Here is an 11,600-nt window from a genome sequence, read left to right as displayed (position 1 = left end):
CAGTCGTCTATGGGGACGCCCATACGCCCCCCGCTCACGTCATCCAGACGTTCTACATCAAGTCGTCGAACTCGCCGCGCTTGCAGCCCTTCAACCAGGCAGAGAACTCGTCGCGGGTGAACGCGACGGTTCCGGCATCGCGCGCGTTCGAGTTGCGGACGAATACCGTGTCGGGGGTTCCGGCTACTTCCACGCACGTCCCGTTGTCGGTGAAGCTCGACACTCGCCACTCGAGGTTATCCATGGTTCCTGCTCTCCCATTCCTCAGCTAGCCCAAGTACGAAACGGCGGGATTCGGTGGGGCTCAGCGCGACCTTAGCCGCGTGATCGAACGCCGCAGCGAAGTAGCCCACTTCATCCGCATCCGTGATGAACGTACCGCCACGGTAGCTCTCGATATGCACCCGTGGGTTGCCCCATGGATGGGACATCAGAGAGAAGCCTCCGAGCCTGCGCGCTTCGTACTGCCCAACCTCGAACGTCGTTACTCGCACCGTGACATTGGGCAGCTCTGCCAGCTCCGCCAACGTACGCAGCTGCTCGGCCATCACGGTTGGGGTACCGACTCTGAGTCGTAGTGCAGGCTCCGGCTGAATCACGTCAAGTACCAAGTCGCCGGACCGAACTCGCTTCTGCCGGTGTAGCCGTTGGTCTACCGCCTGTTGCACGTAAGTGTCGGACACTCCGCTTATGCCGACACGGCTGACCAACGCTTCAACGTAGGACGGAACCTGTAGGAGTCCGTACACCGCGCGCGGTTCGTGTGTACGGATCGAAGTTGCCGACTGCTCCATGCCGAGATACGTCGATAGCCATTCGGGCATCTCGCCGGTCACCGACGGAACGCTACTCAGCATCGCTGAGAGTTCATCCATCGTGATGCCCAGGGCTTCCGCATATTTGGGCCGTTGCGCCGGGTGCGGCGTCCCCTCGTTGCGCTCCCATCGCCCTAGCGTCGTTCGATCCACCTCGACTTCTTCGGCAATCTGCTCTTGCGTCTTGCCTGTTGCCTTGCGAGCGTCGATGAGGCGTTCCCTGCGCATAAGTGCATCGTAGGTACGTCTTGCGCGCCGTGGTCCGTTTCGCTATGTCCCCGGACCATTACCTTATGGCTCCAACGCTAAGCAAGTGCCGGTCTGCGGTGCTGGTCGCACTGGTACCTGGCGGAATCCAGTTGGCGTGGATGCCCCATCACCGACAGGGCGGGCGCACTCTCACCGGCCGATGCGAGCAGGGGACCGAAACGCGATGAAGAACATACCTTTTGGGGATACGGCAGTTTCTCGATGCGTCTACTACCGGTTGGTGTGCGGACTGCCCGCCAATATCGACCCGCCCGGTTCCGGGCATCTCGCGTTCCCTGCCGGGAGCACGGGCGCGCTCACCATGCCGGGACCATTGGGGAGCATGCTGCGGACCTACATGCAGCGTCATGGCGTAGCGCTCGGCCCGACCGTGGCACACATCGGCTCGAATCGGTGGAGCTTTCTTGTCCGGCCTGACGTACCCGATGACGACACGGGACTGTTCAGCGACATGTTCCGGCTGAACGTCATGATCGTGCGTTCGGGCAGTATCTCGCTGCCGTCACCGACAGCGGAATCCAACGGCGTGCGACGGTGGATTGAACTGCCGCGCAACACCTTCCGCCCCTCGGGTGCCGTTGTGGTCAATGCGATACGTGCATGTGCTGGTACCAATCGCGATTCGCAACCGTTGGCGGTCCGTCGTGGCTGGTGATAACTCAGTTCGGTTACGCCGATGAATGCCGACAGGACTGCTGACCATAGCTCTCCTCATCCGGAGGAACCGGACCTACACCTACGCGTGAGGCTGCGGGGTGAATCGCTGGACTTCGCCGCGTGCCTCACCTCGGCGCTGTTCTTCCTGGAGGAGCAACGCCAGAGGGGTTTCATCGACGCTGTGACCGTAATCCCTGGCGACACAACAGGTTTGCGACGATTGCCGACCGAAAGACTGTACGACGGGCCATGAGCGAGTACCGGAAAGCGCTGAGCGAATGGCATCGGGCCAAGGATGCATGGACCATCGCCGGGGAGCCGCAGTCCGGGCCTCTCCTCGAACGGCTCAATGCCGCGCGGGAACGGTTCATCGACGCGCAGCGGCCCGACGCAGAATAATTCGGCAAGGGTGCGTGGTAGTGGTTCGAACCGGGCCACCACGACGCCCGCCCGAGCAGAACCAAGAACCCTGTGTAAATGAGCGGACAGCGGTAAACCCGGCCTCGATGACGAATTCCCCGACCGCAAGGCACCAAGTCGGGGTGTCGTGGTGAGGTAGGCCGGGATCACGAGAGCAGGCGCGATCGTTGCGTGCAGCATCCTCCGCAATTTGCATCTCGAACGCCACCAAACATCCGCTTGTGCCGCGCCGTGCGGACGTTCTACACGACGAGATCGACTGCGGCGCAGAACGTCCGGTATAGCCGATTATCGTGCGCCAATCAGTCCGTGCGCCTGCGCGAACCCCGATCCGGCGGGAGCATCGATACGAGTTAACCCAGCAATCACACGGGGTAGTGGATGAGTGGCGAATGACGGCGCTGAATCTGCGGAATTGCGATATGCATCAAGTGCAGCATCCACGACAATGGCGCATCCGTGTCGATCCACTGCCAGCCGGTCAGTGGTGGCTCGCCACCTCGTCTCAGCTGGACAGGTCCGATGCCCGATCGCAGGTTCCACATCAAGCCCCTTCCCAGAATGCAGATCGCGTCGAGCGCGTGCTGTGGAGTGTCTTCTTTGAAGAAGAGTTTTGTCGGCTGCACAGGTGCCAACGGAGCATCGTTCATCCGCTTCAACAGCGTGTCGATTGCAACGTCGTTCTCTAATGCCAACACGAAAAATGGAGGAAGAAGTTGAGTCTCCACCAAGTACTCTTCTGAATGGTTTAGTACGACGTCGTCCTTACCGACTGCACGCCGAAGCCGCTTGAAACTAAGCCCTTTCGCGATGCAGTCGGGCAGTTCGTCGGTTGTGAGTTTGGTCTTGACCTCGCCGACGGCAGCTACACCGTCAAGCATGTACGGCATCGCTTGATGCCCCGGATGAGTGAAGGGGTGGTCCAGTGTCGTGACAACGATGTCCATCTGCTTACTGGTGTCGCCGTATCGGTCGAAGACCTCGCCGTGGCCAACGTCGAATTGCCGAGGTAGCACGTCGCGAAGCGCCTTTCGTGCTGCGTCTTCAACGCGGCCGCCACGGTTGCCCATATGGCTCAGACCGACGCGGGCTTTGCTGAGTTCGACTTGCATTTCTGCCTCGACCGCTCGGAACATGTCCCCGAGCTTTGTTGCGGGGCTATTGGCTTCCCGATCATTCACACCGCCGATCGTAGCCGCGGAAGCCTACCGCGCGGCTTGCTGCGGGATGCCTTGCTGTTCAGGGCATCCCCGCTATTGCCTGCGGATTCCGTATGCCTAGAGCCAAAACGGTGCTCCGGTCACTCCGAGCTCGGAGGCCACTCAGTGCCAAGGTGCTTCTTCAACAGCGCGCTTACCATGTCACCTAGGCCTTCCGCACTGAGCGGGGCTGGTGGCCTGGGCGACATCAGCGTCCACAGTTCGGAAAGGAACGCCGACGACCGGGGATTGGGGAACAGGATCCCGGTCAGGTGGGCCTGACCGGGAGGCATCACCCAGTAGGTGACCACCGAACTGACCTTTTCGAACAGTTCGGTCGCCATTTCCTCGGTGCACTGTTCGGCAGGAACGCGTATTGAACCCGATTTAGTTTCGAAGTCCACATAGAAACCTGCCTGTTTGCCGCGGTCGTGCTCGGCCGCCTTACCCGGGGCGGAGTTCCATTCGCGTAGCCAATCAGCATCGCCGACCGAGCCAATTGGCCCCCACTCCTGGCCGTCAACGTACTGCCCGAACCATGCGGCGAACTTCGGCTTGTGGAGCCTGAAGTCCCGCCAGAATTTCTCCCACGTGTGGTCCTTGGCGTCCATAGACAAGCTTTCCAGAACACAGCGGTGGAATTTCCCGTACTCCTCTGCTGCCAGGACTGTGACACTGTAGGCACGAGGCCACCTCCCGCCTGCGAGGAGCAACTGAGCGTCGTCCAACAACGAAGCGGAATTATCGAGTGCGGCTCTGGCAAGTTCTGCAACCTGCGACCTGGTCAGTGCGGGCGAATGCTTTCCCACTACTCCAGCATGCCACTGTTTCGCCCCGAGAGGCTTCTCGATACCGAAATAAATATACTGGACCCGTCAGTGAGCCGCAGTCAACAACGCACTCTCTTGCCACATATCGCGCGTTCAACGCCCGTATGGCAGGTGCGGGACTGCACGGGTTTTCGGGCTGTCGAATCGGGGTGTGGGGCTGGAAAAGTTCGGCCCCCGCCCCTGACTCGGTCGGTTGCAGTCAGGAGAATTTTCTGTCCCGGACGAAACTTCGGAACCCGTACGGAGTGGCAGGCTCTATGCCAACCGCCCGAGCTCAGGCCGGCGGGGAGGGGCTGCCGCCCCGCCGGCCTAAGTCGGGGTCTGCTGTCTGGTGTTGTGCTGGTGGCGCGCGGCGTAGAGCACAGCGGGGTTCTCGGCGATGTTCCATTGCGACCATCCGCATTCGCATTCGGCGAGGTACTGCTCGCGGCGCGGGTCAGTGAGCTGTACGAGCTTGATCGTGACCCGATGGTCTGGGTACTTGTTGAGTATCCAGACCAGTTCGGGCCACGGCGTCCACATTGCTAGTCCTGCTGCTCGGTCGGGCCGAGGAGGTTGCCGAATCGGTCGTAGCGGTGTGGTTTCGGGGGTTCGATGGGCTTGCCTTGGTTGTCCACGCGTACGCCTTGGGCGCGCTGTTTGGCGGTGATGCTGGCGAGTAGGTCGCGGTGGTGGTGTGGGTTGCTGGCGTCCTGGATCCGGGTGTCGGTCATGGTTCTAGACCTCTGTGGTGAGTGCTTGGACTACCGCGCCAAGGATGAGGTCGCGGGCGGGGAATGGGTTGGTGTTGTCGACGGTGAGGCCCTGGCGCCGCAGGTCGGTGTCGATGGCGACGGGCCACACCCGCGCGGTGGTGTCGTAGCCGTAACCACCGAGCCAGTCACGGGCAGCGAACGCCGATACCGCGACCTCGAGTTCGGCGGCGAGAGCTTCGGCTTTTGGTAATAGCGCGGCGAGCAGATCCGGGCGCGGATCCTCGCTGGCGAACCAGGCGCGCGTTTTCGCGTCTTCGCATTCGATGGTCACCGCGGCCAGGGCGGCACGGTGGGCATCGAGTTCTCGGGTGGCTTTGTCCCGGTCGCTGGTCAGCTTCGGTATGGCCTTGGGGGCGGGGATGGGTTTCCCGGCCCGCGCGGCTGCTGCTGCGGTGTCGGCGTCGGCGCGCTCGGCGTCTCGGTCGCGCTGTTCGTCGGCCAGGTGGGCGCGTGCGGTGTCGGCGACACTGACTCGCTCGGCGATCGTGTCGCGTTCGGTGAGCAGGGCTGCCAGCTCAGCGGGTACCAGCTCGAGCGGGGGGCGCTCTGCGGGGTCGAGCTGGCGCGACGATGGACCGAGGACCTGCCTGCCTTGGTTCGGTGTGTATCTCATTCGGTGTTCCTTCCGTCTCGATGTTCGGTGATGGCGTTGGTGTCGAACAGCCATCGGTGCCCGATCCTGTGGCCGCCGATCCGTTCGCCGAGACGGCGGATGTGGCGGGTGCTGCAACCCAGTGCTGCTGCGGCCTCAGTGGTGGTGATGAACCGACCGGGACCGGACGACTCCGATGCTGCCGCGACAGCGGCATCGGCTGGTCCGGTCGCGGACGCCAGCGCCGCACCGTGGGCACGGAAATGTGCCCGAAGCCGTTCGGGCACAGGCAGACCGTGACGTTGGCGGCGCGTGATCTCGCAAGCCGCGAGCCAATGCGCAAGCCCGAGATCGACACCCCTATCCCGGATTTCAGGTGTCCCGCGTCCCGTTGTCCCGCTCTCTAAGAGAGGAGAGCGGGACGGGACGAACGGCGCGGGACGGGACAACAGCGGGACGGACGCGGGACGGCGGGACGTTCTCATTGCCCACCATCTCCGGGCGGCAACCTTGTACACACGTACCGCACCCGGCTCCCGGTGCCGACGTCCCGCAGGATTCCACGCTCTACCAGCATGTTTATCGCCTCGTAGGCGCGTGTGCGGCTGACATCGTTGTCCATGGCGAGGTCTCGCAGCTGTGCGGTAGTCAAACCGCCTGTGCCGCATGTCGTCCCGGCGATGTCCCACACCTTCCGCAGCGAGACCGGCTCGTCGGACTGAGTCGTCCCGCGCGCAAACGGGACGATTACCAGGGACTTTCGCCCGTCCTCGCCGACGCCTGGCATCAGTGATTCCGACACCGTGTGCGGCACGAGCCGGTAGTCGAAGTCCATCCCGCTCGGCGCGTCCTTGTGCTTCTCGACATGAATCGACACCGCGAGGTAGTCCGACTTGAGCCGCAGGTCCGACCACACCGCGCCGTCCCATGCGGTCGAACCACGCGGGGCGGTTCCGCTGCGTCCGGTGTGGTGCACGGCCAGCACGGTGCAGCCCGCTGCCTCACGGATACGCTCGGCTGCGTCGATCGCTCTGCCCTGCTCGGTCGCCGAATTCTCCTCGAGTCCCAGCGTGCAACGCGCACGGGTATCGAGCACGAGCAGGCCCGCGCCGATCTCGGCGGCCAGCTGGGCAGCCTCGGTCACCTCGAGCAGCGCGCCGAGCTGTACCGGGCATGGCAGCACGTACAGCCAGCCCTCGAGGTCACGCGGATCCACCCGTGTCAGCTCGCACCACGCCAGGATGCGAGCACGTAGCCCCGAAGCACCTTCGGCCGCAACGTAAACGACCTTCTCGCGCGACGGGACATGGTGGGTCTCCCAGTTCTGTCCTGTCGACAGCGCGCACGAAATACCCACTGCCACAAACGATTTGTACGAACCAGGTGGTCCGGCGAGCTGGGCAAGAGTGTTGCGATAGAGCAGGCCATCGACCAACGGCTCCGCTGCGGGCAGTAGGCCGAGGTCGGCCAGCGACAGCAGACGCTCGCCCAACGGTTTGCGCCGACCGGGCGGTGCTCGCCCATGGTCCGGCGCACCAGGTTCGGGTTCCCTCGGAAAGTCCTCGTCGGTGCGATGCCTCGCGACGACCGCCGCCGCATCGGCCGGAGTGGAGATCTGGGTCACGCTGCGGACCCGCCCGCCCGATACACCCGTTCGGCTATCTCCCGGTCCGGGCCGCCCCGATGCCACAACAGGCGCGCGATCTCTACCGGGATTATGGGTGTAAGCCCATCCGCTACAACATGATTCGCAGCGTGGCACCACGCCTCCAGCTTGCGGGCAGTCAGCTCGGGTTCACGATCGTTCAGCCCTTGAACCCACGGATCCCCGCCTGGCAACCGACGCGCAGCTTCTGCGCGGCGGCGGAGCGCGCTATCCCGAATCCGGTCCGCCCGACCATCCGCCGCCTCCGCGCCGGGGCGCGTGAATCTCTGGGGCACCTCACGCCACCCCCGACCGTTCATCGGTGCGCGAAATCGTGTGCGCCGCTTCCCATTCCAAAATCTCGGCCCACTGATACAGAATCCTGCGGCCCCGCTTGAGGAACTTCGGACCGGTACCCCGGTACCTGTCTTGCGCCAGCGATTCCTGCGTGGTGTGCCAGCGGTCGGCCAGCTGCTCTGGCGTCGCATACGCGCCTGGTGTCGACATTGGTTCGGACTCCTCCCCGCAGGAGATCATCTCCCACAATTCGAGATCATTCTGTGGGAAATCATTCCATTGTCGAGCATTCAACGCAATATACTGATATATTGTGGGATTATGACGCAAAAAACGTGGGAGGCACGGCAGGCTGAGGCGATCGGCCGTGCAATCAAGGAGCTTCGAGGGAAGCGTTCGGCTCAATGGCTGTCCGACCAGACCACCGCACTCGGCTACGCGGTGTCCCGATCGACCATCACCGACATCGAGAACCGACGCCGCAAGTACATTTCGACGGCAGAACTGTCCGTGATCGCATGGGCACTCGGTGTGCCCCCGGTACAACTGCTGTTCCCAGCGCTGCCCGATGGCGACGCCGAAATCGTCCCCGGAGTCCACACCACCGCGATCCGAGCCGCGACGTGGTTCTCCGGCGAGACGCTGATGCGCCCCGTCCTCGAGTCGACAGACGAGCCGGACGAGCAATGGAAAGCCGACGCCGCCCGGATCATGGAACTCGAAGAGCGCGCCGAACTGATCCTTCTGTCCCGTCGCCGAATCGAATTGAACCAGCGGTTGCACACAGTCGCATCCACGATCGCCCAACTCAGCGACTCTGCGCCCGACGCCATCCCCTCAATGCTCGAATCGCTCACACGCGCCAAGGTCGAGCTGGGACAGGTCGAGGGCGAACTACTGCAAATTCCTGGCGCAGTCGTCGTAGCCACCGACGCCACAACCATGAACCCGAACCAGTCCAGATGACACCCAAGGGTGACCCCCGCCGGAAGTCCCGCAGTTCCAGCTGCGGGCGACGGGGGCCACGGACGCCACTACCCACAACCAGCAAGGAAATGGAGCAGCAGCATGGATAAGCGTAGCGAGACGGCCGGAGGTCGATAGGCGTGGCCACAGTCGAGCCGTACTCCACACAATCCGGCCAGAAGCGGTACCGAGTCCGCTACCGCAAGCCGGACGGTAAGCAGACCAGCAAACGCGGATTTCGGCGCAAAGTAGACGCCGAGAACTTCAAGAGCACGGTCGAGGTCCAGAAGATGACGGGCGACTACGTCGCGCCATCCCTCGGGCGGGTCACCGTGGCGGAACTTTCGCTGAACTGGTTGGCACGCAAGGAATCTGACCTCAAGCCCTCCACATACAAGTCGATCGAGACCGCTTGGCGCATACATGTCGAGCCACGCTGGGGCGGCGTGCGAATCTCCGATATCGACCTCGATTCGGTAGAGACCTGGATCTCGGATATGGGCCGGACAGTCATCGACCGAAACGACTCCGACAAGGTGGTGAAGAAGGGCAGCGGCGCTACCGTGGTCATTCGCGCCTACGGCGTCCTGGCGGGGATTCTCGACACCGCTGTGAAGGGAAAGCGGTTGGCCAAGAATCCCGCTCGTGGTGTCGAGAACCTGCCGAAGAAGAAGCGGAAGCCGCGCACCTACCTCACTCACGAACAAGTCGCCCTGCTCGCCAGCAAGTCAGGTCAGCACCGACTCCTCGTGTTGGTTCTCGCGTACTGCGGTATCCGCTGGGGCGAGGCGATCGGGCTACGGGTCAAACACCTTGACCTGCTGCGCAAACGGCTCAGCGTGGTCGAGAACGCCGTGCAGGTGAATATGGAGGTGCACGTCGGCACGCCGAAATCCGAGGACGAGCGGTCGGTGCCGGTACCGATGTTCATCGTGACCGAGCTGGCTCGGCGGTGTGAGGGCAAGCGCCGCAACGACCTCGTGTTTCCGGGAAGCGACGGCCAGCACCTGAAACGGCCGATCAGTCATTCTGGTTGGTTCAACAAGGCCGTGCGGGCCTCCGATATCCCTCGCGTCACTCCGCACGATCTTCGGCACACGGCGGCAAGCCTCGCGGTGTCCGCCGGGGTCAATGTGAAAGCGCTGCAAAGGATGTTGGGGCACGCCTCGGCCGCGATGACCTTGGACACTTACGCGGACTTGTTCGATGACGATTTGGACGCCGTCGGCGAAGCGCTGGACAAGGCCGCCGCGGCCAGTGTGGCCAAAATGTGGCCAGACGGTAGGCCAGCTGTGCCGACTCCCCCGAAAATAGTGCCCCTGACCTGCCGGAGCAGGTCAGGGGAAGTTGCGGAGACGGAGGGATTTGAACCCCCGGTCGATCTCTCGACGCTCGCTTTCAAGGCGAGTGCATTCGGCCGCTCTGCCACGTCTCCAGGATCACGATGGTAGCGGACGGGTCAGAGGGGGCGCGTTCCGATTTCCTGATCGACGCGGGCGAAGACTTCGGCGATGACCTCTAGCTGGTGCGGGGTGAGCAGGTCGACGAAGTCGCGGCGGACGGCTTCGACGTGGCCGGGAGCGGCGGCTTCGAGGCGGCGCATGCCCTCGTCGGTGAGTTCGGCGAGGACGCCGCGGCCGTCTTCGAGGCAGGTATTGCGGCGCACCATGCGCTCGCCTTCCAGGCGCCGGATCTGGTGGGTGAGGCGGCTGCGGGAGGAGAGCACGCCGTCGGCGAGTTCGCTCATCCGCAAGGCGCGGCCGGGCGCTTCCGACAGCAGCACCAGGATGCGGTACTCGGCGACGCTGAGGTCGCTGTCGCGCTGTAACTGGCGGTTCAGCGCGGTCATCAGTCGCTGGTGGCCATCCATATAGGCCCGCCAGGCCCGTTGCTGCGCCGGGGTGAGCCACCTCGGTTCGGCCACGGGACTACTCGGTTCTGGATGCACGGTGCTCATTCTATGCCGCCCTCAACTGCGGAAATTCCCTGTGGGGAAAGATGTATCGCTCAGTGCACAGTCTCGCTCAGTGATCTCTCCAGCTCGGCGCGGTTCGCGAAACCGCGAGAATGCGCTTGTGGTTGCGCCTGAGCCGACCGCTACCGCGACCGCTCACGAGGGGCCCGCGGTTCGGGACGGTGCGGGCGGGGGCACTATGGAACCTGTGCGTGCTATCGAGCTGAACGGATTCGGCGGGCCCGAGGTAATGACGTGGGGCGAGGCGGCAGATCCCGCGCCCGGCCACGGTGAGGTGCTGATCCAGGTGGCGGCGGCCGGGGTGAACCGCGCCGACCTGATGCAGCGCCAAGGGTTTTACCCGCCGCCGCCGGGTGCCAGCGAGGTGCTCGGTCTCGAATGCTCCGGCGTCATCGCCGAGCTCGGTGACGGCGTGCAGGACTGGCAGGTCGGCGACCGGGTGTGCGCGCTGCTGTCCGGCGGCGGGTATGCCGAAAAGGTGGTCGTCCCGGCCACGCAACTGCTGCCGGTGCCCGACGGGCTGGATCTCGGCGCGGCCGCCGGGCTGCCCGAGGTGGCGGCGACGGTGTGGTCGAACCTGGTCATGACCGCCGGGCTGCAAGCGGGTCAGCTGGTGTTGATCCACGGTGGCGGCAGCGGAATCGGCACGCATGCCATCCAGGTGGCGCGCAGCCTCGGTGCGCGGGTCGCGGTCACCGCAGGCTCGGCCGACAAGCTGCAGCGGTGCAAGGAACTCGGCGCGAGCGTGCTGATCAATTACCGGGACGACGATTTCATCGCCGCGGTGCGGGCCGACGGCACGGGCGCCGACGTCATCCTGGACAACATGGGCGCGGCCTACCTGGCCCGCAATGTCGAGGCCCTGGCGAATTTCGGGCACCTGGTGGTGATCGGCATGCAGGGCGGGGTCGGCGGCGAGCTGAATCTCGGTGCGCTGCTGCGGAAATGGGGCACGGTGCACGCCACCAATGTGCGCAACCGGCCGGCCACCGGCCACGGCAGCAAGGCTGAGATCATCGCCGAGGTGCGTAGGCAGCTGTGGCCGTTGGTCGCCGACGGCACCGTGGCGCCGGTCATCCACGCGGAATTGCCGATCAGTGAGGCGGGCGAGGCGCATCGGTTGCTGGAATCCGGTGACGCCTTCGGCAAGGTCGTGCTGCAAGTACAGGATCTCTGAGC

Annotated in this window: 14 protein-coding genes, 1 tRNA gene and 1 pseudogene; 5 read left to right on the top strand and 11 right to left on the bottom strand. The window is 64.0% G+C overall.

What is annotated here, in order from left to right; translation table 11 throughout:
- Positions 1-52 precede the first annotated feature (52 nt).
- Together IBX18_RS05905 and IBX18_RS05900 are read right to left on the bottom strand one after the other, a co-directional pair.
- On the bottom strand, positions 53-244 hold the full coding sequence (locus IBX18_RS05905) for a DUF397 domain-containing protein (RefSeq protein WP_194832613.1): 192 nt from the start codon (positions 242-244) through the stop codon (positions 53-55).
- Complete coding sequence (locus IBX18_RS05900) at positions 237-1,043, bottom strand: helix-turn-helix transcriptional regulator (protein WP_194832612.1); 807 nt, start codon at positions 1,041-1,043, stop codon at positions 237-239. The genes IBX18_RS05905 and IBX18_RS05900 overlap by 8 nt, the downstream gene beginning before the upstream one ends.
- Before the next feature lie 364 nt (positions 1,044-1,407).
- Between IBX18_RS05900 and IBX18_RS05895 the strand changes: the two genes are divergently transcribed.
- Complete coding sequence (locus tag IBX18_RS05895; RefSeq protein ID WP_228540323.1) at positions 1,408-1,740, top strand: hypothetical protein; 333 nt, start codon at positions 1,408-1,410, stop codon at positions 1,738-1,740.
- A gap of 251 nt (positions 1,741-1,991) precedes the next feature.
- Positions 1,992-2,141, top strand: coding sequence for a hypothetical protein (locus tag IBX18_RS05890; RefSeq protein ID WP_194832610.1), 150 nt, complete (start codon positions 1,992-1,994; stop codon positions 2,139-2,141).
- Positions 2,142-2,527: 386 nt separating this feature from the next.
- Here IBX18_RS05890 and IBX18_RS05885 read toward each other — a convergent pair whose 3' ends face one another.
- The 7 genes from IBX18_RS05885 to IBX18_RS05855 form a co-directional block, all read right to left on the bottom strand.
- Entirely contained in the window at positions 2,528-3,343 is an 816-nt protein-coding gene (locus tag IBX18_RS05885) for a DUF6602 domain-containing protein (RefSeq protein WP_194832609.1), read from the bottom strand.
- Positions 3,344-3,462: 119 nt separating this feature from the next.
- Positions 3,463-4,170 (bottom strand): AbiV family abortive infection protein, encoded by a 708-nt coding sequence (locus IBX18_RS05880; RefSeq protein WP_194832608.1) that lies wholly within the window; start codon positions 4,168-4,170, stop codon positions 3,463-3,465.
- Between the two features lie 330 nt (positions 4,171-4,500).
- Positions 4,501-4,713, bottom strand: a complete 213-nt coding sequence (locus IBX18_RS05875; protein WP_194832607.1) for a hypothetical protein — start codon at positions 4,711-4,713, stop codon at positions 4,501-4,503.
- Between the two features lie 2 nt (positions 4,714-4,715).
- Positions 4,716-4,904, bottom strand: coding sequence for a hypothetical protein (locus IBX18_RS05870; RefSeq protein WP_194832606.1), 189 nt, complete (start codon positions 4,902-4,904; stop codon positions 4,716-4,718).
- 4 nt (positions 4,905-4,908) lie between these two features.
- Positions 4,909-5,559, bottom strand: a complete 651-nt coding sequence (locus tag IBX18_RS05865) for a hypothetical protein (RefSeq protein ID WP_194832605.1) — start codon at positions 5,557-5,559, stop codon at positions 4,909-4,911.
- Positions 5,556-5,825, bottom strand: a complete 270-nt coding sequence (locus IBX18_RS05860; protein ID WP_194832604.1) for a helix-turn-helix domain-containing protein — start codon at positions 5,823-5,825, stop codon at positions 5,556-5,558. Before IBX18_RS05860 ends, IBX18_RS05865 begins: the two co-directional genes overlap by 4 nt.
- Positions 5,826-6,019: 194 nt before the next feature.
- Complete coding sequence (locus IBX18_RS05855; protein ID WP_194832603.1) at positions 6,020-7,162, bottom strand: AAA family ATPase; 1,143 nt, start codon at positions 7,160-7,162, stop codon at positions 6,020-6,022.
- A 450-nt stretch (positions 7,163-7,612) separates the two neighbouring features.
- Between IBX18_RS05855 and IBX18_RS05845 the strand changes: the two genes are divergently transcribed.
- Together IBX18_RS05845 and IBX18_RS05840 are read left to right on the top strand one after the other, a co-directional pair.
- Positions 7,613-8,446, top strand: coding sequence for a helix-turn-helix domain-containing protein (locus IBX18_RS05845; RefSeq protein WP_228540322.1), 834 nt, complete (start codon positions 7,613-7,615; stop codon positions 8,444-8,446).
- 290 nt (positions 8,447-8,736) lie between these two features.
- Positions 8,737-9,591, top strand: a pseudogene (locus IBX18_RS05840) (tyrosine-type recombinase/integrase); the annotation flags it as partial.
- A 205-nt stretch (positions 9,592-9,796) separates the two neighbouring features.
- Here the strand turns inward: IBX18_RS05840 and IBX18_RS05835 are convergent.
- Positions 9,797-9,881, bottom strand: a tRNA-Ser gene (locus tag IBX18_RS05835).
- Between the two features lie 24 nt (positions 9,882-9,905).
- A complete protein-coding gene (locus IBX18_RS05830) occupies positions 9,906-10,316 on the bottom strand; it encodes a MarR family transcriptional regulator (protein WP_228540538.1) in 411 nt (136 codons plus the stop codon).
- 292 nt (positions 10,317-10,608) lie between these two features.
- Here IBX18_RS05830 and IBX18_RS05825 point away from each other — a divergent pair, with 292 nt between their 5' ends.
- A complete protein-coding gene (locus IBX18_RS05825; protein WP_194832599.1) occupies positions 10,609-11,598 on the top strand; it encodes an NAD(P)H-quinone oxidoreductase in 990 nt (329 codons plus the stop codon).
- Positions 11,599-11,600: the final 2 nt, after the last annotated feature.

The sequence above is a fragment of the Nocardia sp. XZ_19_369 genome (assembly GCF_015355715.1).
Classification (GTDB): Bacteria; Actinomycetota; Actinomycetes; order Mycobacteriales; family Mycobacteriaceae; genus Nocardia.
This window is presented reverse-complemented; position numbering and strand designations above follow the sequence as displayed.

Bases quoted from the DNA above. Each gene is read 5' to 3' on its own strand.
- IBX18_RS05865 (WP_194832605.1), bottom strand. From the start codon at position 5,559: ATGAGATACACACCGAACCAAGGCAGGCAGGTCCTCGGTCCATCGTCG.
- IBX18_RS05875 (WP_194832607.1), bottom strand. From the start codon at position 4,713: ATGTGGACGCCGTGGCCCGAACTGGTCTGGATACTCAACAAGTACCCA.
- IBX18_RS05830 (WP_228540538.1), bottom strand. From the start codon at position 10,316: ATGGATGGCCACCAGCGACTGATGACCGCGCTGAACCGCCAGTTACAG.
- IBX18_RS05900 (WP_194832612.1), bottom strand. From the start codon at position 1,043: ATGCGCAGGGAACGCCTCATCGACGCTCGCAAGGCAACAGGCAAGACG.
- IBX18_RS05870 (WP_194832606.1), bottom strand. From the start codon at position 4,904: ATGACCGACACCCGGATCCAGGACGCCAGCAACCCACACCACCACCGC.
- IBX18_RS05890 (WP_194832610.1), top strand. From the start codon at position 1,992: ATGAGCGAGTACCGGAAAGCGCTGAGCGAATGGCATCGGGCCAAGGAT.
- IBX18_RS05905 (WP_194832613.1), bottom strand. From the start codon at position 244: ATGGATAACCTCGAGTGGCGAGTGTCGAGCTTCACCGACAACGGGACG.
- IBX18_RS05895 (WP_228540323.1), top strand. From the start codon at position 1,408: ATGCTGCGGACCTACATGCAGCGTCATGGCGTAGCGCTCGGCCCGACC.